A 25,521-nucleotide genomic window follows, 5' to 3' on the forward strand; every position below is an offset into this window, starting at 1 on the left:
GGAAACAAAATAAATTTTGTTTTCCTTTTCGTATTTCAAATATACGATTAAATTTTATTTGGTCACTAAAAAATTTATTAAATTACAGCACTTTAACGAGAGAGAAAATTACAAGTTATGAATGAGGAAGAAAAAGATAATAAAGTAAAAGAAACCTTTAGCAGCAATAAGATTGCTGATAAGGTGAAAATTTCTAATGAATTTTATCGAGATCTATTTTTCCATGAAGATAATGGCAATTTCGTTGTTAAAGAATCCATGCCGATTGAGGCGAACCGTATTATAATTAATATTTTAAATACGTTACGAAACAAGCAGTTCCAATATGGAGTTTCAGATGATAGTTTCCAGTTAGATTTATTTAAGAAAACTTATTTAGAAGACGACGAATCTTATGCTAAGATAGTAATGAAATCTTCTGATATTTCTAAATCAAGAAATTTAGAGTTAACTAAAAAAGGACTTCAATTTTTAGTTAATTATAAACAAGAATGGCATACTGTCAAGTTTTATAACTCAAAAGGGGAAGTAGAAAAAAAACAATTTTATGGTGGATTAATTATTGATCCAACCATTTATAAAGGGCAAGTATCTTTTTATATTAATCCTTATTGGTTTAAAAAGATAGTAGCTTTAGCTAATTATAATTACGTTCTATATTCTTTAGTCTATTCTGTAAAATCTCACAAACAGTTCTTATTTGCACTCTGGTTAAATACTCTTAGAGAAGATGGAACCAAGGTTACTTTAGAATATATGAATAGAACCTGGGGAATAAATTACAAAGATTTAAGAACGCTTAAAAAAGGCTTTTTAGACCCGATTAAGAAAGTGTTAGACAAATCCTCCTCTTTCTCTTTTAATAGCTCTGTAAATGGAAATTACATAGGTATAACTAGATATCAGCTTAGATCCATTGGAAGTGGCGCAGCAGAATCTTCGAATATTACAAGTCAGGACGATCAATTTAAATTATATAAACTTTCTTATATTAAGAAAAGACATAATCTGACTAAAAAAGAGTTAGAGCATTTGGAAAAAATATTTAATATTGATTTTGGCGCAAAGTTTCTCTTTAGCAGTGCATATAAGAATGTGGTTAAGAAATATAATACAGCAAGAAGAAAAGATAATAACAAACCTTTAATTACTGATATTCCTTTCTCAGAATTGTTAGATGATATTCAAGAAGAAGTTATTTCTATTTATTCTGTAACGAAACATGCGCAAATATCCCCTAAGGGTTACCCAATTTTTAATGCTCCTTTGTAGGAGCATTTTTTATTAATATTTTCGAGATTCCACTACCCATTAAAAAAAAGCTATTAATAAATATAGAATATTCTCTAATTACATTTCGAGATTCCACTACCCATCATTAAAAAAAGACTATTAATAAATTAAAGAAATCTTTTCTTTTAGTTTTCGACATTCCACTACCCATCATTATATAAAGCCTTTCATATATCAAGATTAATTACTTAATTATTTCGAGATTCTACTACCCATTAATCCTTAATGAATTAAAATTAAATAAGATACCTGGTTGATGATCATTTAGTTTCGGTATTTATATATTTGAAATTTAGCACCTAACTTAAATTTCAATTTCGAGATTCCACTACCCATCATTATATAAACACACTGATATATAAAGATAACTTACATATATATTTCGACATTCCACTACCCATATGCTAGTAATGTATTAGTTATCATTGCTTTATATGAGAATGTTCGTACAATTTAGCACATATTTATGCTGTTTATCCTAATATAAATTATTTATTTAACGTATCTTTATTTGAGTTAGTAATTAAAAATCGACATTCCACTACCCAAAATTCAATGAAAAATCATCATTTCCCTTTATTTCGAGATTCCACTACCCAAATTTTATGCATTTTTTCCATTTAATATTCGACATTCCACTACCCATCATACTTTTTTTAATTTTAAAGTCAATTTTTAAGGTCAATAATCGAGATTCCACTACCCAAAAATCGAGATTCTACTACCCACATAAATTTATTTCGAGATTCCACTACCCAAAAATCGAGATTCCACTACCCAAGCATTCGACATTCTACTACCCATATCTTCGAGATTCCACTACCCAAAATAACTTAAAATATAGGCTATAAAACCCTACAAAACAATACTTTATATCTAAAAAAAACAGTTGCTTAAAATTAATATTAAAATTAATATTAAAATTAAACTAAGAAACGCATAAAATCATATTCCCATTTTAAAAGGAATTTTTTTAATCTTTTTCCCATTATTGATAAAAAAGTCCGAAAAGGAAAGACGATATTTTCACCAGTGCCCGGCGAATTTTTGTAAATAATAGCTAATTTTATAGAATGAAACGAGTTGGTACATGCCCCATTTGCAACAAAGGAGAGCTTTTAGAGTTTGAGGATAAATTTCAATGTAATTTCGTTGAAAATAATAAGAAGTTGTGCAATTTTTTTATTTATAAATCTTATTCGAAAAAAATTATCACTCCCGAAATGCTATTTGACTTACTTCACAATTACGAAACAAAAATTTATTCAGATTTTGTGGATGATAAAGGTGAAAAATTTGAAGCTGCATTAAAAATAGTACACGGTTATATTAATTATAAGTTTCGAAATCAAATTGTAGATAATGTTAAGTGTGTTAATTGTGATGGCGAAATTCTAAGAACAAAGCAAGGCTGGGGATGCGAAAATTATTTTAATCGAAAATGTGGAATGTTTATTTACCGTTCTTATAATGGAACTGTAATGACTGAAGATATTGTAAGATTATTAGTTACTGGCAACTACACTCCTTTTTTAAATTTTACTTCAAAACAAGGAATTAATTTTCAAGCAAAACTTTTTGTAAATGACAGTACTTTTCAAGTGCAATTTGATTACTCTTTAGGAGATTGTCCGAAGTGTAGCGGTACTGTATTAAAAATGGAAAAATTCTTTGGCTGTACTAATTACTTATCAGATATTAAATGTGATTTTATAATTTGGCTATCTATTTTTGACTATAATTTATCTTTTATTGATGTAGAAGTATTACTTAGAGGAGATCAAACTGATGTTAAATCCTTTAGATGGAAAGATAAAGATTTTGAGGGAAGGCTTTCATTAGATGAAAATTTTAAATGTAAAGTGTCATAATAACTTACTTGTTATCATATATTTAAAAACATATATGTATAGCAATATATATAAATATACATATATTTAAATATAAAGCTAGCTTTATATTTAAATATTGTTTTATAATTTAGTCTTACTTTTTAAAGATGATTATGATAATTTTCAATTTTAAAGCATTAAAATATTAATGTAAAGTTCCTCCCTATTACTGTTTCAAATGCTATATTTGCATAAAATAGTATTATAATGAAAGAACTTTTAGAACAGTTGAACGCAGAATTTGAAACGTTCAATTCAGATGCTCAATTACAAATGGAAAAAGAAAATAAAGCTGCTGGAACAAGAGCGAGAAAATCATCTTTAGCTTTAGAGAAACTTTTAAAAGAATTTAGAAAGTTATCTTTAGAAGAATCTAAAAAATAATAGACAAGCCGTATACATTAAGATACGGCTTTATTTTTTGATTATAATACGATATATATAAATATATACATAGAAATATATTTATATATTTCTTTTCTTTTTATCTCTGATCAAAGCATCTACCACACCTAATATTATTACTTCATCATCTTCATCAATTTTTACGCTTTTTGCGTAATCAGAATTTAAAGCTATTAAAGTACTATTGTGCTTATCATATCTTTTTAAAGTATATTCTGATGAATTAATCGACACTACAATATCATCGTTATGACACGGTTCATAATCTGTACGTAGAATGATTATATCATTCTCCTGATATTCGGGATACATCGATCGTCCTTTAACTAAATTAAGAAAAGTGCTTTCTATTTTCGATAAATAGCGTTCGTCTAAACTAATACGATCACTTAAAAAATCTTCAGCAGGTGAAGGAAAGCCTGCACGCACACCTCCTAATATTTGAACATATTTTTTTTCACCATCACTATGTATGGTTAGATTTTCCAATTCTGTTCCGAAGTACGGTGCTTTTTTAAAATTTATCATTTTACTCTAAGTATATCTTTCCAATTAGTTGTATAATTTGGACTTAAAAGATCTTGGCGCATCTTCCATGTTTTATCCAGTGCTTGTGAACCAATTTTTAATTTTTTTACTCCATATTTAAAATTAAGTTGATCCATTACCTTCATCAGCTTGCGGTGTTGTGGGTGCTCATCTTCAAATAAGTTGAATTGCTTTTCGCTTTCAGGACTTATTCCTCCAACAATAACGCCAGCTTTTTTATATCCATATCCTTTTTTGAAAATAATATCTAAACCTTTTTTAGCATACTTAATTATCTCAATTGATGAATTAGTAGGGTAGGGGATGGTTACGTTTACAGATTGGTAATATTGTGGTTTATCTGTTTGAAATCTATTGGTAAAAATAAAAACAGTAACTATTCTACAAGTAGAATGTTGGTTGCGTAATTTTTCGGCACAGGTGGTTGCAAAAGTAGCAATGCGCTCTTGTAGATAGGTTTTATCTTCATACGTTTTATCAAAAGATCTTGTCGTAGCAATATTCTTTTTTGTTTTTACATCTTCAAGTTCCATAGCAGATATGCCTTCTAATTCCTTTTTTAGTCGTAAACCAACTACAGTAAATTCCTTTCGGACATATTCATCAGGAAGATTTGTAAAATCTAATGCTTTATTTACTCCTTTTGCCTTTAATTTTTTAGCAAATTGTCTACCAATACCCCATACATCTTCAATAGCTAACCATCGCAAAGCTTTAATCCGTTTTTCTTCGGAATCTATAGCATATACACCTTCTAATTGCGGATATTTTTTAGCTATCCTATTGGCCACTTTAGTTAATGCTTTTGTGGGCGCAATTCCAATACACGTTGGAATTAAAGTGTTTTTAAGCACTTCTTTCCGTATCGCTTTTGCATACGATACTAAATCATAATTTTCAAATCCCTTGAATTGTAAAAAGCTTTCATCTATCGAATAAACTTCTAAATCAGGTGTATATTTTCTAAGGATTCGAGTTACACGGTTACTCATATCGCCATACAGAGCGTAGTTTGATGAAAATACATTTACACTATTATCCTGAAATAACTTTTTGTATTCAAAAGCGGGTGCTCCCATTGGAATACCGAGTGCTTTTGCTTCGTTAGAACGCGCCACAACACAGCCATCGTTGTTGCTTAACACAACAATTGGCTTATGGCGCAATGTGGGATTAAAAACCCTTTCACAACTCGCATAAAAATTATTACAATCTACTAAAGCATACATCCTACAAAATTATTAAATTAGTAAACGTGCTAAAGTTAAATTATTATGATGCCAAGAAACGTCGTTTGTTTAGCGTTAGATTTAGGAAATTCATTAGAACCTGAGCATATATCTAACATTGAGATTGTAGCGAAAAATTTAGAAGATTTTAATAATCGTTTTCAAACAGATTTTTATCTTTTTTATGATACGGATGGATATACTTTTGAAATCCCCGAACAATTTATAATTAATGACTTATTAAATTGGTTTGTTGAAGGTATTGGCAAATTATTAGCTTTTTCATATTCCCCAACTCGGGACAGTTATTTTGATTTAAATTCGTATTTAAATGATCGCAAAACAGAGTTAGACTTTTTACATAGTTTTGAAATGTATAACAATTATCGTCAACGTTATATTGATTATGCCCCATTAGGATTTTTAGAAGAGGACTCGTACTTTTTTATAAAAGAAAATCTTACTAATTTGATATTAGATTATTCTCGGAATTTTAGTTGATAAAAACATTTTACGGCAGTTATTTAATTACTAATAGGCGAAATATAAAATTATTTATTTTCGTTTATTTTGGTTATTTCGATTATTTCGTTTAAATTTGTTTAAACAATTTAAAATATGGAAGCATTAGACTATATAAAAAGACCCACTAAGAAAGAACAACGAGTGGCTATTGAATCTTATTCAGCACTTTCTTCAATTTTATCACAATTGAAACAAGATGATACTGAAATAGAAATCGAAGAAACAAACGACAGAATTAAAATACCTTTTAAAGCTTTAAAACTTTTAAGTGAAATTTTAAAGTCAATGAGTGAAGGAAATCCAATTTCTATTGTACCTATTGCAACGGAAGTCACTACTCAAAAAGCAGCTGAAATATTGGGTTGTTCACGACCTCATTTAGTTAAACTTTTAGAGCAAGGTGAAATTGATTTTACAATGGTTGGAAGACATCGTCGTATTTTATTTGAAGATGTAATCAAATATAAAAACGAGATGAAACAAAAACAGAAAAAGCATATCATTGATATTATGAACTTTGATGACGAAATAGGTTTATATGATTCATAGTGTAAGGTACAAAGCAGTTCTTGATACCAATGTAATATTTCCTATCGTGATTAGAGATTTATTATTTTGGTTTGCTCATTATGATTTATATACCCCAAAATGGAGTAAAATCATTTTTGATGAATGGAAATCTGTAATGATTCGAAAGGGAGTTGAATCTTCACAAGCAGAAAAGCGGATAAACGTAGCAAATTTGGCATTTCCCGATGCTTTAGTATTAAATTATGAAGGATTAATTGATAATTTAAATTTACCTGATAAAGATGATAGACATGTATTAGCTGCTGCTATTAAAGTAAATGCTAATATTATTGTAACTAATAATTTAAAGGATTTTCCGGATGATTATTTAGACTCTTTTGGATTGAAGGCAGTTTGTGCTGATGATTTTCTAACGGATATTATAGATTTAAATCCAAAAATAGCCCTCCAAGCTTTTAAAGATTTGGTATTAAATCGCAAAAACCCAGCAATGGATGAATTTCAAGTATTAGAAAGTTTTAGAAAAAATGGATTAAATCAAACAGCAGATTATTTACATGCTCTTTTGTAATTTAATTATACCAAAAATCGACCGTTTTATGGGACTACTTTTTAGTAGTCTTTTTTTTATTTTGAATAGTGCTTTTTGTCGTTATTTTTATTAGTTTTATAAAATAACCTTTTACAGTACTATTTTATGATTATTGGATATGCGAGAGTTTCTACTAAGGATCAAAATTTAGAAAATCAAATCGAGTTGCTGAAGCAACATCAATGTGAGAAAATATTTTCTGATGTAGCGAGTGGAGTGAAGGAAGATAGAAAAGGATTATTAGAACTTTTAGATTTTGCTCGACCAGGTGATACCATTTTGGTTTATAAGAATGATCGTATATTTCGTTCCTTAAAAAATATGGTGGATTTGATTGAAACGTTCAATCAAAAGAAGATTCATTTCAAATCGATAACAGAACCGGAGTTTGATACCAATTCAGCCAATGGTAAATTTTTACTTCAGATATTTAGTGCGGTTGCAGAATTTGAACGCAACCTAATCAGCGAACGCACGAAACACGGTTTAGAAGGTGCACGAAGACGTAATGAAACCTTAGGTAGACCTAAAGGTATTTCTAAAGATACTTTAGAAAAATACCAGTACGCAAAGCACCTTTACGATAATAAAAAACTAAGTATTGATAAGGCTTGTAAACAAGCTGGAATAAGTAAAACTACTTTTTATAGGGTAGAAAAAGAAAAATAAAGTTTTAGATGACAATTAATGACGTCCTAATGTTTTATTTTTAAAAAAATATTTTATGGAAACATTTATAGAAATAAATGGGGTAGAGGTTGAAATAACTAAAATCTACCAAATGAAAACTTATGATTCTTTAATTGAAGGAACAGCTAATAAAGAATTAAATGATGATATTTTAGTTGATATAAAACAACGTGCTAAACGTATTTTTTATCGAAGTTCTTATTATGTCATGGATCCAAGAGAAAATCCGAATGATGATTTTCCTCAATATTGTATTATTTTAGAATTAATGGTTTTTAATACATTTCAAGATCCTGATAAAGATTATTCTGCTTTAACAGTAATTTGTTTTCAAGATGAGTTTGCATTTCCAATAAATGAAGAAAATTTAATTCATTTGAAGCAAATACCTTTTGGGTTATTGTGTAATGAGTATAATTTTTAGACTAATGTCAACAAATAAAAATGCATTAATAAGATACAAGACACTTGATAAATGCTTAAGTAATAAATACAAAAGATATTATATCAACGATTTAATTCAGGCATGTAATGATGTGTTGTATGAACATTATGGTGAAGAGGTTACAGTTTCTAGGCGTCAAATTTTCAATGATCTTGAATTCATGAAAAGCGATGCAGGATATGAAGCTCCTATTGTATCTGTTAGAGATGGAAGGAAAGTATATTATACATATGAAGATCTTAATTTTTCTATAATACAAAAGCCTTTAACCAATGACGAATTGTCAATTTTAGAAAATACAATTGAATTATTGAGTCGGTTAAAAGGAATTCCTGGAATTGAGGGTATTGAATCTGTAGAAACAAAATTAATGAATGTAAGTAATGAAAATTCAGTACAGAAAATCATCTCCTTTCAAGAAAATGAATTTTTAAAAGGTTTAGAATTTTTGACTCCATTATATAATTATATAAAGAATTGTCAAGTTGTAAAACTTACTTACAAACCTTTTACACATACAAACTCTACGTCATATATTATAGCTCCATATTTTTTAAAACAATACAATAATCGTTGGTTTTTATTTGGGTGGAATTACGAATTAATTAAAATACAAAATATAGCATTAGATAGAATAGTAAAGTTGGAGCCAACAACTTGTGAATTGTATTGTAAGAGTACTATAGATTTTGATGAATATTTTGAGGATATTATTGGTGTTACAAATTTTGAAAATAATGAAGTATTAAAGGTAAAAATTCAATTGTCAGATAGTGTACTTCCTTATATTGAATCAAAACCAATACATGGTTCTCAAAAAATTATTGACAATATTTTACACTTATCAGTAAAATATAATTATGAATTAGAAAGTTTACTTCTTTCTTACGGTGAAAATATTAAAGTATTAGAACCTCAATTTTTAATTGATCGATTAAAGGAAAGAATCAATAATTTAAAAAATTTATATTAGTGCAGTATAATTGCACAGGTCAGCTGTATGTTTGCAGTGTTAATCTTTAATATTTGTTTTATGAGCGTTACAAAGACTACTTCAGAAGTTAATATGATCACAAGTAATTTATTACATGATATTAGAAAAATAATTTCATTAGATAATTATATCGTTTTAATTTATTTAGTTTCACTAAATAAGATTGGCGCTATTTCTATTTCTGAAACATTACCAAACGATGATATTGAGAAGGGCTTATTAGCTCAATTAAGAAATTCGGAGTTTATAAAGAATGTAAATCCTTTATTTATTGATGTTTTTTACTCAGTTATTAATAAGCTATCTTATAATGAGTTAAATAGTCTGTTGTATGTTTTAAAAGACTTTTCTATTGATGATCATCTTTTCTCTAATTTCTTTGAAGATTTAATTTATAAAATATCTTTAAGCCAAGGTAGAATTGCTTCAGAATACTTACAACCTTTAGAATTAACTCATTTTATAAAGGGTTTGATTTCTAAAGATGAAGGTCAGAAGATTTATAATCCATTTGCTGGTATAGCTTCTTTTGGAGTTATTGCAAATGAAAAGGATAGCTATTATGGACAAGAATTAGTACCAACCTCATGGGGTATTGGGCTATTACGATTGATTATTAATGGAAAAGATCATCAAAACTATGTTTGTGATGATTCAGTTTCAAATTGGTTAGGCACTTCTCAAAAATTCGATGTAATTGTAGCTAACCCACCATTAAATGTTCGGCTAAATGAGAGAATTGAAGGGCTTAGATTTCTTGAAGATTTTTATATAAGTAAAGGGTTAGATGCATTAGCAGATAATGGATATTTAATTTCTGTATCTTCTTTTACTTTACTTACTTCTACTATGTATCGACCTTTAATTCAAAAATTAGTAGATAATGATTATTTAGAAGCTATCGTATCATTTCCTTCTAATATTTTATTGAATGCGAGCATTCCTTTTTATGTACTTATTCTAAACAAGAATAAGGCTGAAAAAGGAGTAGTTAAGTTTTTCGATGCCAAAGATTTTAGTATTAAGTCCAATAAAATTTTTAAAATTGACGATTCTAATTTATTAGAAGCATTTAAAAATTCTAAGGATAGGAATGTTGTTAGAAAAATTACGAATGAGCAAATTAAAGAAGAGGATTACAATTTACAAGTTGGTAGATATTTTATAGATATTGATTTTAATTTAGACCATCCATCTAAATTAGGTAATATACTTACACCTGTTTCTTTAGTAAATGATAGAAATATATCAAGATTCTATAAATTGAGTTTAAATAATCTTTCTGATAATATTTTGAAGAAAGATATTGATAACTCGACACTAGAAATTGTAAATGATCATGATGCTCCTAGATTTATGAATATTTTAGGTAGAAATGCTCTTATTATTTCTACCGTAAATAATATTAAAATTGGGTTTTTCAAATTTGATGGTACACCAGTGTTACTTCCAAGAGATTTTTATGCAGTAACTTTTGATGATGATTTAATTGATGCCAATTATTTAGTTTCCGTTTTATTATCTACAAATGTTCTGGAACAGTATAAAAAATATTCTAAAGGAAATGTACTGAGTAGAATATCTAGAAATGATTTTTTTAAAATCATAGTTTCACTTCCTCCATTAGATACTCAGCATGCTATTTATTTAGATAATTTAAGAGATTATATTGGTAAAAATGAAGAATTAAATCACCTTATTAAGGTTCAAAATTTATTAGACAGTAGCGATAGTAATAGTTTGTTAAGACATGAAATTGCTGGACCTCTAAGAAATATAAAATCTTCATTGAATTTTATACTAAGTATGATGGAGAAAAAAATCTCTTCAGATTTCCCAGAAGTGTTACATTTAACACCACATCCTGCTGTAGAAACAACGTTTAAAGAGTATTTAAATTTTATGAAAAGAGATTTAGATAGAATAAGTGTTTCCGTAAATAAAATGAGTGGAGAAATTGATTTTAGTCAAATGAAAATAGAAGAAATTGATTTGATTTCATTTATTCAAGATTATGTCAATTCTGTAAAGGTTCGTGCGAATAATAAATTTTCTATCGAATTGGATTTTAATGAAATTGAATTAAAATTAAATGGAATTGATCAGCTATTGATCAATGGCGATAAAAATTTGCTTTCCAATGTATTTGACAATTTAATTGAAAATGCTGAGAAGCATGCTTTTAGTTCTGAAGATTTTGAGGATAATAAAATCAAAATTGAATTGTTGTGTAGTTTTGAGGACAATACGGTTCAAATCGATATTTGTAATACAGGAAAGCCTTTACCATCCGACTTAACGTACAATCAATTGGTAAGGAAAGGTGGTTCTTTCGGAATTAATAATGGCAGTGGGATAGGGATGTGGTATGTTAGTGAAGTTCTTAAGAAGCATAAAGGATTTTTAGGGTTTACGGATGAAACGGGGCCTGAAGGTATTGATAGTGAATTTGTAACATCTATTGAACTAACACTTCCTGTAATTTTTAAAAAATAAAGCGATGATAAATGTACTTTGGATAGATGACGAGCATAAAGTTTTCCAGCCTCTTAAAGATGCAGCAATAATAGAAAATATTCAATTGGTTGGATATGACAATGCTGAAGATGGGTTATTAGAATTGACTAATAATTTCAATCATTATGATGCTGTTATTTTAGATGGAATTTTTTTTACAGATAAAACAAATAGTAAACAAACAGATGAAGCGTTTGGGAATGTTGCAAAAGGTTTACTTGAATTAAGAACAAAGGGATTTATAATACCTGTTTTTATTTATTCCGGTCAACCAAGTTTTGTGAAAGATAGTCATTCATATGTAAATTTATTTAAAGATGAATTTTCTGCAAATGGAAGGGTTTTCGATAAAACGGATGATGATGGTATGCCTGAACTTTTACTGCATATTAAAGAAGCTGTAAAAGATAATGTTTATACTAAAATAAGACATCAGTATTCCGATGTATTCAAATACGTATCTTACATCCCTACTTTAGATAAGCATTATGGAAACTTTTTAGAAATTCTAAAAGATATCGATACTGATCAGGATTTGACAAAAGTTCGTAAAATTATCGAAAGTTTATTTAAAGCATTAGCTGATATTAACATAATACCTGAAGGATTTACGGAAGAAAAAGGGTGGATCAATGGAACATCACTATTTATTTCTGGTAAACATTCAGATTATGAATTTTCAGAGCCCGATTTCATTCATCCTACGATTTGTGAAACCTTATATAGGGTTTTAAATATCGTACAAGATGCATCGCATAATGAAGGAGCCTTGAGATATAAAGTAGATGAATACAGTAAGTTGCATACTTCGGGTTATTTATATCAAAGTGTAGTGTATGCTTTATTGGAAATCATTTGCTATTTTGGGAATTTAATCAAGCATAATCCGGATAAAGAAAAGAATCAGTCCCGATGGAAGAAAAAGGAACTAGATAAAGACACAACTGATTTTATTGAAGGCGTTTTAGAAGAAATCAATGATAAAGGATGGGGGAAAGTAAAGTGTATAGATGGGAAGGAGGTTTCTTTGCATCCTAAAAGTATTGATAACTATGACCTTAAAATAGAGGACACCTTTTGGGTTTTATTAGAGTTTGTAGAAGAAAAAAATAAATATCATATAAAAAACATTAAGAAAAATAATGGCTAAAAAGAAAAAAGAAGAAGTTCAAGAAACGATAGAAAAAACACTGTGGAAAGCAGCGGATAAGTTGCGTAAAAACATTAATGCCGCAGAATATAAAGATGTAGTTCTTGGATTGATATTCTTAAAATATATATCCATTGCATTTGAAAAATTGCATGCAGAATTAACTGAACAAATCGATCAAGGTGCTGATCCTGAAGATAGAGAAGAATATACTGCAGAAAACGTATTTTTCGTTCCACCTTCAGCACGTTGGTCTTTTTTACAAAGTTCGGCTAAGCAGACGACGATTGGTAAAATCGTGGATGATGGAATGGATGCTATTGAGGCAGAAAACCCTCAATTAAAAGGAATTTTACCAAAAGTTTACGCCAAACAAAATCTCGATCCTACCAGCTTAGGAGATTTGATTGACTTGATTGGTAATATCGACTTTGGCGATACGCAAGAACGTTCTGCCGATGTATTAGGTCACGTGTTCGAATATTTCTTAGGGCAGTTTGCTTTAGCTGAAGGTCAAAAGGGAGGACAGTTCTACACGCCTCGTTCGGTAGTAGAGTTATTGGTCGAAATGCTAGAGCCTTACAAAGGTCGTGTATTCGATCCATGCTGTGGTTCGGGGGGGATGTTTGTGCAGTCGGAGAAATTCGTAACCGAGCGTCAAGGTCGTATTGATGATATCTCAATTTTCGGACAAGAGTCTAACCAAACCACTTGGCGTTTGGCAAAGATGAATTTAGCCATTCGTGGGATTGATTCTACGGGGGTTAAATGGAATTCGGAAGGTTCGTTCTTAAACGACGCACACAAAGATTTAAAAGCCGATTATATCATTGCGAATCCTCCGTTTAACGTGAGCGATTGGTCGGGCGATTTGTTGCGTAACGATGCGCGTTGGCAGTTTGGTACTCCTCCCGTAGGTAATGCCAACTTTGGTTGGTTGCAACATTTTATCCATCACTTGGCACCAACAGGGCAAGCGGGTGTAGTATTGGCAAAAGGAGCCTTAACGTCTAAAACTTCGGGTGAAGGAGAAATCCGTAAAAACTTGATCGAAGAAGGTTTGATTGATTGTATCGTGAACTTACCAGCAAAATTGTTCCTGAATACGCAAATTCCTGCCGCCTTATGGTTTATGCGCCGTAAGAAAGTACCGAATCCAAAATTTCGTAACACCGAAAACGAAATCTTGTTTATCGATGCACGAAATTTAGGGCATCTGATCAACCGTAGAAACCGTGAATTAAGCAAAGATGATATCGACTTAATTGCTTCTACCTACCACAATTGGCGTAATGTAGATGGACAGTACGAAGATGTTCCAGGTTTCTGTGCTTCGGTACCAAAATCTAAAGTAGCAGAGTTAGATTATGTGTTAACACCTGGGCGTTACGTTGGCTTACCTGATGAAGAAGATGATTTCAATTTTGTAGAGCGTTTTACGTCATTGAAAAGCACTTTAAAAGAACAATTAGCCAAAGAAGCGGAACTGAATACGATTATTGCGGAGAACTTGTCTAAAATTGAACTGCCAAAAGAATGAGTAAAGATTTAACCCTTTCCCAACAACATATAGAAAACCGAATTTTTACGATTCGGGGGAAACAAGTCATGTTCGACAGAGATCTGGCAGAAATGTATCAGGTGGAAGTAAAAAGGTTAAATGAACAGGTAAAACGCAATATTGACCGGTTTCCCGAGACATTTCGTTTTCAGCTGAATAGCCAAGAAAAAGATGAACTGGTCGCAAATTGCGACCGGTTCGAATCGTTAAAACATTCCGCTGTAAATCCGTATGCATTTACCGAACAAGGTGTCGCTATGTTATCTGCCGTTTTACGAAGTGATATCGCTGTAAAAGTCAGCATTCAAATCATGAATGCTTTTGTAGAATTGAGGAAATTAGTTGGTCAAGAAACGCTCCAGCATTTACGTCTATCAAGTATTGAAAACAAATTGATAGAGCATGATCAAAAATTCAACAAGCTTTTTACTGCATTAGAAAATAATGAACTACCACAACGCGGGGTGTATTTTGATGGACAGGTTTATGATGCCTATCAGTTTGTAAGCGATGTAATAAAAAATGCCCAATCATCCATTATTTTAATAGACAATTACATAGACGATAGTGTACTAACCTTGTTTAGCAAACGTAAAAAAAACGTAACAGCTACGATTTATACAGCAAGTATAAGTAAACAGCTTCGGTTAGATTTAGAAAAACACAATGCACAATATCCTGAGGTAAAAGCAGAATTGTTTAAACAAAGCCACGACCGCTTTTTAATCATTGATGAAAAGGAGTTGTACCACATTGGTGCTTCACTCAAAGATTTAGGAAAAAAGTGGTTTGGTTTTTCGAGGATGGATAGCTTGAGTAAGGATGTATTGGGTAAAATAAAAAGGGGGAATAATGGAGAATAGGAATTGGAATTCAGATAAATTAGGTTCTGTTATAGAAATTAAATATGGGAAAGATCATAAAAAGTTAAGTGAGGGAAATTTTCCTTGTTTAGGCAGTGGTGGGATTATGCGTTATGTTGATTCTTATCTCTATGATGATGAATCTATTTTAATACCTCGAAAAGGTTCTTTGAATAATATTATGTTTCAAGATAGCCCTTTTTGGACTGTTGATACAATGTTTTGGTCAAAAATTGATAAATCAAAAGTATTCCCAAAATATCTATTCTATCAATTAACATTGATTGATTATGAAAATTTGAATGTAGGTTCTGCAGTTCCGAGTTTAACTGTTCCTGTAATTAATGAAATCGAAATCCAACTTCCCCCACTTCCCGAGCAAAAAGCCATTGCATCGGTATTGTCGAGTTTGGATGATAAAATCGACCTATTACACCAACAAAACCAAACCTTAGAAGCTTTGGCGGAAACTTTATACCTTAATTTCATTGGAGAAAGAGAATTTAATAGTAAGCTAAGTAATATATTTTCTTTGCAGAATGGATATGCATTTAAAAGTAAATCATTCAAAGAGTCGGGTACTATTAGAGTAATTAAGATAAAAAATATTTCTGGAGATATAGTTGATATAACAAACTCCGATTTTGTTGATGATGAATCGATAAAAAAATTGGATACAAAGTTTAAAATCAATTCGGGCGATATCATAATAGCTATGACAGGAGCTGAAGTCGGTAAATTAGGTATTGTACCTGAAACAGATCAAAGCTTATGGTTAAATCAGCGAGTAGGATTATTAAAAGAAAAATTTGAAGGTGCAAAGTATTTAGCATATCTACATTTAAAATCTGATTTCGGTCAAGATTATATTGAAAATACAGCTACTGGAAGCGCTCAACCAAATATATCAGGAGAAGGAATTGAGAATTGTGAATTTCCTTTCTACGAAGAAACAGAGTTAAGAGAAATTTGTAATAAACTTTCTCCACTTTATGATAAAGTGATATTTAATTTAGGTCAAATCCAAACCTTAACAAAACTTCGCGATACCTTATTACCTAAGTTAATGAGTGGCGAGGTGAGGGTGCAACTATAAAAATTTTATTATGGATGCAAAAAAATTTTCTGAACATTTAATTTTTGAAAGATTAGAACAATTACGTGAAACGTTAAATGCTGAAAATGCTATTGATATAATAGGTGTTGAAGATTATAACTTTATGGAAAGTTTTTATTCTTATACATCTATGCAGCTTAAATTAGTATTATTTACGCTAGTAACAGAAAAAGAACTTAATGCAATTTCTTCAGAAATAAATGCAGGAGTTCCCCAATTAAATGCTTTTTTAGGTAGTAAAAACCAAGGTCACTTAACTAATGCTTTGAATAATTTTAACTCAGCATTAAGTAGAGTTACACGTTTACCCATACCAATTACAAAAAAAGGTTTTGATTATTCTGGTGATATTTCGAATTTTCAAAAGACGATAAAAGAGGCATATGAATCAATTAATAAACAAAATGAAGAATTAAAAGAATCATTAAAATTAATTGAAAAAGATTTACAAGCTAAGAATGATTTAGTAATTCAATTGCAATCTCAATTATCTACTAAAGAAGTTGAAATTCAAAATGTATTATCTCAATATAATACTGAATTTGAAAAGATTAAATCTAGTAATAATACAGTTTTTGAAAATGAAAGAACACGTTTTAATTCTGAAATAGAAGCTGATCGTAAAAGATATCAAGAAGAAATCGAAAAAGAAAAAAACACCTTCAAAGAAGCATTTGAAAAACAAATTTCTGATTTACAGAATGAAACGAAATCTACAATTGAAAATCTGAAACAAAAATTAGAAGAAGCTAAAAAAATTGTAAATATTGTTGGAAATGTGGGAGTTACTGGTAACTATCAGAAAATCGCCAGCGAACATAAAACCACAGCAAATACATTTCGTTGGATTAGTATTGGAATAATGATAGTGATGTCAGGTTTGCTAATTTGGACTATAATTGATTTATCAAAAGATGGTTTTGATTTATATAAATCAATAGTTAGGATTGTGGCAGCGACGATTCTAACTTATCCTGCCATTTATGCTTCAAAAGAATCTTCTAGACACAGAGTTCTTGAAACAAAAAATAGAAATTTAGAATTAGAATTAGCTTCGTTAGGTCCATTTATTGAATTGTTGTCAGAAGATAAGAAAGAGAAAATCAAAGAAGATTTGGTGTACAGATATTTCGGAAATGGTTTATCAGAAGAAAATGTAAAAGAAAGTGAAGAGGATGTTTCTATTAATGGACTAGAAAAAATAATTAAAGCAATGTTGCCATTGATTAAAAAATAACCAACCATGACCGAAAACGAAATTGAAAATAATGAGAATAGACAGTCAATTTTCGTTCAATTTCATAATACCTTATTACCAAAGTTAATGAATGGTGAGGAAAGGGTGAAGAAAAAAAATAAAAAGGGAGCTGTTTGAAAATGAGGGTCCTTAAAGCGATTAACCAATTGCGTCTACTGACGATGTTTTTTGTGGAGTAAAAGAACGAGTATAATCTTAAATAAAAACTCATACTATATGGCTAAAGTATTACGTAGCAACGAGCATATTGCTCCATATCTAAGCGAACGTTTAGCCTACATTCGTGGACTAGATCCTCTAGGCTTACAAAATAATTCAGAAGCTACTTTTGCGATGCTTTTACCTGGACTTAATAATGTAACAGGTAGGCTTAGGTATTATAGTTTTTATTGTTGGTTGTTAGATCAATACAGTGTACACATCGGAAGTACCAATCCTAAAGAGCAAGAAGCATTTATTCGTAAAGCTGAGTTGCTAGTAGCTTTGGTTATGGTACAATCTGGTACCGAATTTAACAATATACCCGGAAGTAATTTTGCTTCCAACTACTTGCAAGAATCACTCGAAATCATAAATTTAGCTTCGGGTATTTATACCGAAGATCACAAAACAGCTACTACTTATTGGAAATATTCTACAGGAGCATTTGGTCAGTATTATGTAGCTTCTTTAATCAATATAGGTATAGTAAATAGTCGTGCCGATGAAGCCAAACTATACAGTCGTACCAATACCTTAGAAGATGCAATTTTTGTAAGTGGTGAACAATTGGCTAAAACTTTTGATGTGAATATTGATCCATCGCACAAAAGCATCTTTTTAGAAGCTGTGCTATCTGCTCAAATTTCTAAAAGTGATCTTGCGCCACTCTTTGAATCGTTCAATATGATGGAAATTCCATTAGATACCCAAGAGCATCAATTATTATTGCAGTTATTATTGCAAAGTGATCGTATGCCTTTGGATGCCGAAGAAGTACCCTTTCATAGAAAAAACACCTTTCGAGCCTTGCTAGATTTTATCCAGCAGCAGCCTGTAGAAAAGCCGACATTGGCTTTTGTACAAGATAATTATCATCGTGCTATTACAGAGGGTTTACCAACCAATGAAACACTTTTCGGATGGTATTATTACCAAGTCAATGATTGGTTTCAATTTGCAAACACAGCCTTATTTAATGGGTTGTTGCAAGAATTAACAACTGAATACGGACTGAATTACGCTGACCTTAGCACTTTTTGCAATGTAGTGAGTACTAAAGTACTAACCGAACTCATGGATACTTATGAAATCGAAGAGGCGGTAACCTTACAAGATTTCATTTCTCAAATGGAAAGTTTCGTTATAGATGAAGTGGAATTGAGTGATAATATATTCCGTTACGAAGGATTGGATAGAATCGTTTACGGTTTTGAATTATTAATGGCTTTATTTATCAATAATCAAGAGAATTTGGAAGCTATAGATACATTTGGACATCAAAATGGAATTAAAAGAGATGGTGAGGCGAGTTCGTATTATTTAAAAAAGTTCACACATAAATTGTCCTTACCATTTAAAGATTTTATATATGAATATTTAGTGCAAAACATTGTCTTAAGACATCATTTTGTTGCATTCCGAAAAATGGGAGGCGGCTCACAAAGTACTCAAAAATTTGTATTAGAAGAAGGACATATCCGTTACTTAGGCAATTTTGAACCTTCGTTTACGGGGCCTCGATTAACGACACTATATTTATTCCTTAAAGATTTAAAGCTTGTAGATAATAATAAAATTACTGCTAAAGGAATAGCTGTATTAAATGATGAAGCATTATGGCTAAAATAGAACGTAGAAATGTTATAGAGCTTATTGGCAGTAATACCAAAAGATATCATTCTTGTATCATCACTTGCTTTACATTCGATTTTACCTATTTCGAAGAACGTATTGCACCTATTTTAAGAGCGGCAAACATTAGAAACATCAATATTTTTGTAGATGGAAATGAATTGATAAAAGCGCAAGAGTTTTTATCAGGTAAAGAATTCTCTTTTCAGAAAAATTATAATCTTATCGGCGTACATTCAGCACATGGCGTTTTCCATCCTAAAATCATTTATTTGTTTGGACAAGATGAAGGTTTATTAACTATTGGTTCTGGAAATATTACATCATCAGGACTAAGTTACAATGACGAAGTGTGGTCATCCTTTCATCACCGAAATTTAGAATCAACCTATCTCCATTTATTTAGAGCGGCTTGGTTGTATATAAATCAATTTTTCCAATACGCATTAGGTGTCGCTAAAGTAAAATTAGATTGGATTACAACTAATACCCCTTGGTTGGAGGAGTTAGTAAAAAGCCCTAGTTTTGAAGTAAATGATATACAATTTGTTTCAGAAAGTTCTTTAGCTTTTTTAGTAAACGAATTACGTTCGAAAGAAATCGAACATATGGTAACTATTTCACCCTACTATGATAAAAGTGGTAAGACCATTGAATTGCTTCAGCAACATTTACAACCTCAAAAAGTAGATGTTATTGTAGATCAACATTCAGATTTATTACCAACCGAAATTTTCAATTCTTCCCATTATCAATTTCACTTTTGGGAAGATGTTATTGAATCATTTGATGAAAAGATCAATCGACTTCATGCCAAAATAATCTATTTTTCTACAGCAGAATCTGAGTATATGCTCATGGGGAGTGCCAATGCTACTTATGCAGCAATGGGTGATTTGCAAAATAAAAACAGCAATACAGAAGCGGGTTTATTTTTAAGAAGACCGAAGAAATCAACCCATTGGTTGAAAGAGTTAGGAATTCAAATTCCTAAAAAAGGTATAGCTCTTTCAGAGCTTACCGAAATTTCAAAAATTAATAGACCTGTCAATTATAAGATAACATTTGAGTATCAAATACTTTATGCAGAAAATACGAATGAAAATATAAGTCTTTATCTTGATAAAATAATCAATCAAGAAGTTTCATTTCAAATCGAAGATCGAGATGGAACTATTTGTAGTGTTCAAGCTATAAAGTATTATGAAAATAGAATTGAATTATTTTTAGACCATACATCAGAAGCATTCAAAATTTGCATTTGTCAAGAAGGCAAAAGAGTTTCTAATTATGCAGTGATTCATCAAGTTGAACAACTTCTAAAAACCAATCCGAATCAAATTAATGCTGACTTAGATATCTTATTAGGGAGAGATAATCTTCAAAATTTTGATTGGTATCATATTATTAAGTTTGTTGATTTGTCATGGGTTGATGATGAAAATGAAGTTTTTAATAAAGGACGATCTACAACGTTTGATAAAAGAGAATCGGCTATACTAGCATCATCAGCTTATGAAACTTTAAGTTATGATGAGTTTAATAAGCATGCCGTATATCATAAATTGTCTAGTAGCTCTAATCCTAATATTCGAATCACGGATTTCTTTATCACCTTATCGAAAGGCTTAGAAATTACCAATTATGAAGAATCTGAAGAAATTAGATTAGACATTGAGGGAGATGCGGATAAAGGCAAATCTGATAAAGTGGCTACAAATCAGATAAATATTAGTTGTACTGTTGGTAGGAAGATTAAAAAAGAAGTATCTAATTTTTTAGTGAAATTATATAAATTTCTAGATAATAAAATAGATAATGCATTTCCTGAGAATCCTAAAGAACCATTAAAACTAGATCAATTACCTAGTGAAACGTATACCATTACACATTTAAGTAAGGTCATTATAGCATTGGAGTTGATAAGTAAATATTTTGATAGTTTCTATGAGGAAGAAGATGGAAGGAAGATAATATTCGTTAAAAATGGTCCAATAGAAGAAGTAGATACAGTAATTGGTTTTGTAACTAATACTATAGGTTTATTTTATATTGCCTTTAATAAAGGAACGCATATATATGATTATGAATTTCATAATAAAAAGCTAAAGATTTATAAGAAACATTTTTTAGAACAATTATTAGCTTTAGTAGATAAAATTAATTGGCGTAAAAATGAAATTTATGCTAAATTGTTAAAATTAAATACCATTCGTTTTTCAGAATTATCTGTCTTAGATTTTTCTGCAATGAGAGAAATGAATCAAGAATATGTCAAAAGCTATTTTCAATGGAAAGAGCAATTTGATGATTTAGAAAAAAGGAGAGAACATTTAATTACATACGTTAATCAAAGTCTTATAGGGAAAATTATTTTTAATAGTAAATTAGGATTTTGTTATGTTTCTCATGTCAATAACAACTGTGAATTAGACTTACATACTTTAATTGGAAATGTAAAAATTAAATTAAACAAGTGTGTGGTATTTAATTTATTATAATATTAAGCACTAACCAACCATGACCGAAAACGAAATAGAACAACTCGCTATAGCATTATTAGAACTCCAAGGATATACCTATATCAATGGGGTTCAATTGGCTCCTGATGCAGGAGATCTAGAAAGAACATCATTTGAAGAGGTGGTGCTAAAACAACGTTTAGAAAATGCAGTTCGTCGTATTAATCCAATGATTCCTCTTGATGCACAACAAGATGCAGTGAAGCAAGTTATGCGCATTGCCTCACCTGATGTGTTATCCAATAACGAAACATTTCACCGTTTACTAACAGAAGGTATTCCAGTTACCAAACGTGTTGATGGGCAAGAACGAGGGGATCGTATGTTTTTAATCGATTTTGAAAATCCATTACACAATGAATTTTTAGTAGTCAATCAATTCACTATTGTAGAAAACGGAGTAAATAAAAGACCAGACATTATTCTTTTTGTCAATGGTTTACCATTGGTTGTGATAGAATTAAAGAACGCTACGGATGATAAAACCACCATTCAGTCTGCCTTTCGCCAGATAGAAACCTACAAAGCCATGATCCCTTCGTTGTTTACTTTCAATGCTTTTTCGGTTATTTCTGATGGATTGGAAGCAAAAGCAGGAACGATCTCAGCAGGTTTGAGTCGTTTTATGGCTTGGAAAACCACAGATGGTGTCAACGAAGCATCGAAACAAATCAGCCAGTTAGAAACATTAATAAAAGGAATGTTGCAACCAACCGTATTGTTGGATTTGGTCAGACATTTTGTGGTTTTCGAAAAATTTAGAAAGGAAGACGCTGATGGTATAATTACCGTACAAACGGTAAAGAAACTAGCAGCCTATCATCAATATTATGCCGTTAATCGTGCGGTAGAATCTACGATACGTGCTGCTGGATTTATCTCAAAACAAACATTGGGACATTTGTTGAATGAATCTCCTGAAAGCTATGGTTTACCAGGCGTTAAAAACCAACCTGAAGGTGACCGAAAAGGTGGTGTGGTTTGGCATACACAAGGTTCGGGCAAATCGTTGTCTATGGTGTTTTATACAGGTAAAATTGTATTAGCCTTAGATAATCCAACGGTTTTAGTCATTACAGATCGTAATGATTTGGATGATCAGCTATTCGATACGTTTGCGGCTTCGAAACAATTATTACGTCAAGATCCTGTTCAAGCGACCGATCGCAAACAGTTAAAAGACTTATTGAAGGTAAATTCAGGAGGAGTAATTTTTACGACAATACAAAAATTTCAACCAGAAGAAGGTAACGTTTTTGAAACGCTATCGGCTAGAGAAAACATCATTGTAATAGCAGACGAGGCACACCGTACACAGTATGGTTTTAGTGCTAAAACGGTAGATGATAAGGATGAGAACGGAAATGTAATTGGTAAAAAAATAGTGTATGGATTTGCCAAATATATGCGTGATGCCTTACCAAATGCGACGTATTTAGGTTTTACAGGAACTCCGATTGAGAGTACGGATGTCAATACACCAGCAGTTTTCGGTAATTATGTAGACATTTATGATATTGCTCAAGCAGTTGAAGATGGAGCAACGGTTCGTATTTTCTATGAAAGTAGATTAGCGAAAGTAAAACTAACAGAAGAAGGAAAAGAATTAGTAGATGAGCTGGATGATGAATTGGATCAAGAAGATCTAACTGCCACCCAAAAAGCTAAAAGTAAATGGACACAGTTAGAAGCTTTGATTGGTGGTAAACAACGTGTTCAAAATATAGCTGCGGATATTGTCAATCACTTTACACAACGACAGGAAGTATTTCAAGGGAAAGGAATGATCGTGTCGATGAGTCGTAGAATTGCGGCAGAATTGTATAATGCGATTATTGCTATAAAACCTGAATGGCACTCGGATGATTTGAAAAAAGGAAAGATAAAAGTAATTATGACTTCCGCTTCTTCGGATGGTCCAGAATTAGCTAAATTCCATACAACCAAAGAGCAACGTAGAATGTTGGCCGAACGTATGAAAGATCCGAATGATGAATTAGAATTAGTGATTGTTCGTGATATGTGGTTAACAGGATTCGATGCGCCAAGTATGCATACCTTGTATATCGATAAACCTATGAAGGGGCATAACCTTATGCAGGCGATTGCTCGTGTCAATCGTGTGTATAAAGATAAGCCAGGAGGTTTAATCGTCGATTATTTAGGCATTGCTTCCGATTTGAAAAAAGCGTTAGCTTTCTATTCAGACGCAGGAGGGAAAGGTGATCCAGCAGTGGCACAAGAACAGGCAGTAACTTTGATGTTAGAAAAAATTGAAGTGATTTCGGCCATGTATCATGGTTTCCCTTATGAAGATTATTTTGATGCCGATACATCGAAAAAATTGTCGATGATATTAGCTGCAGAAGATCATATTTTAGGATTAGAGGATGGCAAGAAAAGATACATAGATGAAGTGACCGCTTTATCAAAAGCATTTGCCATTGCTATACCACATGATCAAGCCATGGATGCCAAAGATGAGATTTCTTTTTTCCAAGCCGTGAAAGCGAGATTGGCTAAGTTTGATAGTACGGGATCAGGCAAAACAGATGAAGAAATTGAAACCACCATTCGTCAAGTAATTGATCAAGCTTTAGTATCCGATCAAGTAATTGATGTCTTCGATGCAGCAGGTATTAAGAAACCTGATATTTCTATCTTGTCTGATGAATTCTTGATGGAATTGAAAGATATGCAACATAAAAATGTGGCGTTGGAAGTCTTGAAAAAACTATTGAATGATGAAATAAAATCCCGATCAAAATCCAATTTAGTACAAAGTAAAAAGTTATTGGAAATGTTGGAGCAGTCAATAAATCGCTACCACAATAAGATTCTAACAGCAGCTGAAGTTATTGATGAGCTGATCAATTTAAGTAAAGATATTGTCGAGTTAGATAGCGAACCAAAAAAGTTGGGCTTAACAGAATATGAATATGCTTTTTATACCGCAGTTTCTAATAATGATAGTGCTAAGGAATTAATTCAACAAGATCGATTAAGAGAATTAGCCGTAGAATTAACGACTACTATTCAGCAAAATGCAAGCATTGATTGGAATATTAAAGAAAGTGTACGAGCAAAATTAAAAGTGGCTGTAAAACGATTATTGCGTAAATATGGATATCCACCAGATATGCAATTACTAGCGACTGAAACTGTATTGAAACAAGCTGAGATGTTGGCTAATGAGTTGACCAAGTAAATTTATTATTATGAAGGATATTGATTTATTAATAAAAAATTTTTTTAAAAAGAAAGAATTTGATTCGGATGAATTAAGTATTTTAAAGCAAAATATTATTGACAAATTAGGCTATAAATATTATAAACCTTATGAGTCAATAATAAACCTTCATTTATTAAAATTTATTGTTAAAGCTAATAAGCCTGAAAAAAATTTACACCCTAAAAAATTAAATACTCTAGAACAGAACATATTTGAACAAGAGCATATTAAAGAAATTTTAAAAAAGCCATGTTCAAGTTATAAGTGCAACTGGCCAAGTAGATTTTAGTTTTTCGATAGGGCTAATATAGCCAAACTTTCTT

General features: G+C 30.9%; 21 protein-coding genes. 19 read left to right on the plus strand and 2 right to left on the minus strand.

Going from position 1 to position 25,521, the window contains the following annotated elements:
- Positions 1–117: 117 nt before the first annotated feature.
- The 3 genes from ACPDG9_RS12395 (at position 118) to ACPDG9_RS12405 (ending at position 3,569) form a co-directional block, all read left to right on the plus strand.
- Positions 118–1,272: a hypothetical protein gene (locus tag ACPDG9_RS12395; RefSeq protein WP_182628681.1), complete on the plus strand. Its 1,155-nt coding sequence runs from the start codon at positions 118–120 to the stop codon at positions 1,270–1,272.
- A 1,094-nt stretch (positions 1,273–2,366) separates the two neighbouring features.
- Entirely contained in the window at positions 2,367–3,164 is a 798-nt protein-coding gene (locus tag ACPDG9_RS12400) for a topoisomerase C-terminal repeat-containing protein (RefSeq protein WP_182628682.1), read from the plus strand.
- A 228-nt stretch (positions 3,165–3,392) separates the two neighbouring features.
- Positions 3,393–3,569, plus strand: a complete 177-nt coding sequence (locus ACPDG9_RS12405; RefSeq protein WP_090410428.1) for a histone H1 — start codon at positions 3,393–3,395, stop codon at positions 3,567–3,569.
- 81 nt (positions 3,570–3,650) lie between these two features.
- Here ACPDG9_RS12405 and ACPDG9_RS12410 read toward each other — a convergent pair whose 3' ends face one another.
- Together ACPDG9_RS12410 and ACPDG9_RS12415 are read right to left on the minus strand one after the other, a co-directional pair.
- Complete coding sequence (locus tag ACPDG9_RS12410; protein WP_090410427.1) at positions 3,651–4,118, minus strand: LexA family protein; 468 nt, start codon at positions 4,116–4,118, stop codon at positions 3,651–3,653.
- Positions 4,115–5,368 carry a Y-family DNA polymerase gene (locus ACPDG9_RS12415; protein ID WP_182628683.1) on the minus strand — a complete coding sequence of 418 codons (1,254 nt, stop codon included), beginning with the start codon at positions 5,366–5,368 and terminating at the stop codon, positions 4,115–4,117. Before ACPDG9_RS12415 ends, ACPDG9_RS12410 begins: the two co-directional genes overlap by 4 nt.
- Before the next feature lie 45 nt (positions 5,369–5,413).
- On the opposite strand from ACPDG9_RS12415, the gene ACPDG9_RS12420 reads away from it, so the two are divergent.
- From ACPDG9_RS12420 to ACPDG9_RS12495, 16 genes are all read left to right on the plus strand, one after another.
- On the plus strand, positions 5,414–5,869 hold the full coding sequence (locus ACPDG9_RS12420) for a hypothetical protein (protein ID WP_090410425.1): 456 nt from the start codon (positions 5,414–5,416) through the stop codon (positions 5,867–5,869).
- A gap of 117 nt (positions 5,870–5,986) precedes the next feature.
- Positions 5,987–6,442, plus strand: coding sequence for a helix-turn-helix domain-containing protein (locus tag ACPDG9_RS12425; protein ID WP_090410424.1), 456 nt, complete (start codon positions 5,987–5,989; stop codon positions 6,440–6,442).
- On the plus strand, positions 6,432–6,995 hold the full coding sequence (locus ACPDG9_RS12430; protein WP_131541122.1) for a PIN domain-containing protein: 564 nt from the start codon (positions 6,432–6,434) through the stop codon (positions 6,993–6,995). The genes ACPDG9_RS12425 and ACPDG9_RS12430 overlap by 11 nt, the downstream gene beginning before the upstream one ends.
- A 126-nt stretch (positions 6,996–7,121) precedes the next feature.
- Positions 7,122–7,685 carry a recombinase family protein gene (locus ACPDG9_RS12435; RefSeq protein WP_430528044.1) on the plus strand — a complete coding sequence of 188 codons (564 nt, stop codon included), beginning with the start codon at positions 7,122–7,124 and terminating at the stop codon, positions 7,683–7,685.
- A 55-nt stretch (positions 7,686–7,740) separates the two neighbouring features.
- Entirely contained in the window at positions 7,741–8,130 is a 390-nt protein-coding gene (locus tag ACPDG9_RS12440; protein ID WP_430528045.1) for a hypothetical protein, read from the plus strand.
- Positions 8,131–8,134: 4 nt separating this feature from the next.
- On the plus strand, positions 8,135–9,124 hold the full coding sequence (locus tag ACPDG9_RS12445) for a helix-turn-helix transcriptional regulator (RefSeq protein ID WP_430528046.1): 990 nt from the start codon (positions 8,135–8,137) through the stop codon (positions 9,122–9,124).
- Between the two features lie 60 nt (positions 9,125–9,184).
- Positions 9,185–11,641: an N-6 DNA methylase gene (locus ACPDG9_RS12450; RefSeq protein WP_430528047.1), complete on the plus strand. Its 2,457-nt coding sequence runs from the start codon at positions 9,185–9,187 to the stop codon at positions 11,639–11,641.
- Between the two features lie 4 nt (positions 11,642–11,645).
- Positions 11,646–12,812: a hypothetical protein gene (locus ACPDG9_RS12455; RefSeq protein ID WP_430528048.1), complete on the plus strand. Its 1,167-nt coding sequence runs from the start codon at positions 11,646–11,648 to the stop codon at positions 12,810–12,812.
- A complete protein-coding gene (locus ACPDG9_RS12460; RefSeq protein WP_430528049.1) occupies positions 12,805–14,352 on the plus strand; it encodes an N-6 DNA methylase in 1,548 nt (515 codons plus the stop codon). Before ACPDG9_RS12455 ends, ACPDG9_RS12460 begins: the two co-directional genes overlap by 8 nt.
- Complete coding sequence (locus tag ACPDG9_RS12465) at positions 14,349–15,236, plus strand: ORF6N domain-containing protein (RefSeq protein ID WP_430528050.1); 888 nt, start codon at positions 14,349–14,351, stop codon at positions 15,234–15,236. Before ACPDG9_RS12460 ends, ACPDG9_RS12465 begins: the two co-directional genes overlap by 4 nt.
- Complete coding sequence (locus ACPDG9_RS12470) at positions 15,226–16,332, plus strand: restriction endonuclease subunit S (RefSeq protein ID WP_430528051.1); 1,107 nt, start codon at positions 15,226–15,228, stop codon at positions 16,330–16,332. Before ACPDG9_RS12465 ends, ACPDG9_RS12470 begins: the two co-directional genes overlap by 11 nt.
- A 10-nt stretch (positions 16,333–16,342) precedes the next feature.
- A complete protein-coding gene (locus ACPDG9_RS12475) occupies positions 16,343–17,590 on the plus strand; it encodes a hypothetical protein (RefSeq protein WP_430528052.1) in 1,248 nt (415 codons plus the stop codon).
- Positions 17,591–17,827: 237 nt separating this feature from the next.
- Complete coding sequence (locus tag ACPDG9_RS12480; RefSeq protein WP_430528053.1) at positions 17,828–19,441, plus strand: hypothetical protein; 1,614 nt, start codon at positions 17,828–17,830, stop codon at positions 19,439–19,441.
- Positions 19,429–21,945, plus strand: a complete 2,517-nt coding sequence (locus ACPDG9_RS12485) for a hypothetical protein (protein ID WP_430528054.1) — start codon at positions 19,429–19,431, stop codon at positions 21,943–21,945. Before ACPDG9_RS12480 ends, ACPDG9_RS12485 begins: the two co-directional genes overlap by 13 nt.
- A 19-nt stretch (positions 21,946–21,964) precedes the next feature.
- Positions 21,965–25,174 carry a type I restriction endonuclease subunit R gene (locus tag ACPDG9_RS12490; RefSeq protein WP_430528055.1) on the plus strand — a complete coding sequence of 1,070 codons (3,210 nt, stop codon included), beginning with the start codon at positions 21,965–21,967 and terminating at the stop codon, positions 25,172–25,174.
- Between the two features lie 10 nt (positions 25,175–25,184).
- Positions 25,185–25,487, plus strand: coding sequence for a hypothetical protein (locus ACPDG9_RS12495; RefSeq protein ID WP_430528056.1), 303 nt, complete (start codon positions 25,185–25,187; stop codon positions 25,485–25,487).
- The last annotated feature ends 34 nt before the right edge of the window (positions 25,488–25,521 follow it).

Source organism: Myroides sp. C6-3, from assembly GCF_050522425.1.
In the GTDB taxonomy this organism is placed as follows: domain Bacteria; phylum Bacteroidota; class Bacteroidia; order Flavobacteriales; family Flavobacteriaceae; genus Flavobacterium.

Coding starts and splice junctions, on each gene's coding strand:
- ACPDG9_RS12395 (WP_182628681.1), top strand. CDS start 118: ATGAATGAGGAAGAAAAAGATAATAAAGTAAAAGAAACCTTTAGCAGC.
- ACPDG9_RS12400 (WP_182628682.1), top strand. CDS start 2,367: ATGAAACGAGTTGGTACATGCCCCATTTGCAACAAAGGAGAGCTTTTA.
- ACPDG9_RS12405 (WP_090410428.1), top strand. CDS start 3,393: ATGAAAGAACTTTTAGAACAGTTGAACGCAGAATTTGAAACGTTCAAT.
- ACPDG9_RS12410 (WP_090410427.1), bottom strand. CDS start 4,118: ATGATAAATTTTAAAAAAGCACCGTACTTCGGAACAGAATTGGAAAAT.
- ACPDG9_RS12415 (WP_182628683.1), bottom strand. CDS start 5,368: ATGTATGCTTTAGTAGATTGTAATAATTTTTATGCGAGTTGTGAAAGG.
- ACPDG9_RS12420 (WP_090410425.1), top strand. CDS start 5,414: ATGATGCCAAGAAACGTCGTTTGTTTAGCGTTAGATTTAGGAAATTCA.
- ACPDG9_RS12425 (WP_090410424.1), top strand. CDS start 5,987: ATGGAAGCATTAGACTATATAAAAAGACCCACTAAGAAAGAACAACGA.
- ACPDG9_RS12430 (WP_131541122.1), top strand. CDS start 6,432: ATGATTCATAGTGTAAGGTACAAAGCAGTTCTTGATACCAATGTAATA.
- ACPDG9_RS12435 (WP_430528044.1), top strand. CDS start 7,122: ATGATTATTGGATATGCGAGAGTTTCTACTAAGGATCAAAATTTAGAA.
- ACPDG9_RS12440 (WP_430528045.1), top strand. CDS start 7,741: ATGGAAACATTTATAGAAATAAATGGGGTAGAGGTTGAAATAACTAAA.
- ACPDG9_RS12445 (WP_430528046.1), top strand. CDS start 8,135: ATGTCAACAAATAAAAATGCATTAATAAGATACAAGACACTTGATAAA.
- ACPDG9_RS12450 (WP_430528047.1), top strand. CDS start 9,185: ATGAGCGTTACAAAGACTACTTCAGAAGTTAATATGATCACAAGTAAT.
- ACPDG9_RS12455 (WP_430528048.1), top strand. CDS start 11,646: ATGATAAATGTACTTTGGATAGATGACGAGCATAAAGTTTTCCAGCCT.
- ACPDG9_RS12460 (WP_430528049.1), top strand. CDS start 12,805: ATGGCTAAAAAGAAAAAAGAAGAAGTTCAAGAAACGATAGAAAAAACA.
- ACPDG9_RS12465 (WP_430528050.1), top strand. CDS start 14,349: ATGAGTAAAGATTTAACCCTTTCCCAACAACATATAGAAAACCGAATT.
- ACPDG9_RS12470 (WP_430528051.1), top strand. CDS start 15,226: ATGGAGAATAGGAATTGGAATTCAGATAAATTAGGTTCTGTTATAGAA.
- ACPDG9_RS12475 (WP_430528052.1), top strand. CDS start 16,343: ATGGATGCAAAAAAATTTTCTGAACATTTAATTTTTGAAAGATTAGAA.
- ACPDG9_RS12480 (WP_430528053.1), top strand. CDS start 17,828: ATGGCTAAAGTATTACGTAGCAACGAGCATATTGCTCCATATCTAAGC.
- ACPDG9_RS12485 (WP_430528054.1), top strand. CDS start 19,429: ATGGCTAAAATAGAACGTAGAAATGTTATAGAGCTTATTGGCAGTAAT.
- ACPDG9_RS12490 (WP_430528055.1), top strand. CDS start 21,965: ATGACCGAAAACGAAATAGAACAACTCGCTATAGCATTATTAGAACTC.
- ACPDG9_RS12495 (WP_430528056.1), top strand. CDS start 25,185: ATGAAGGATATTGATTTATTAATAAAAAATTTTTTTAAAAAGAAAGAA.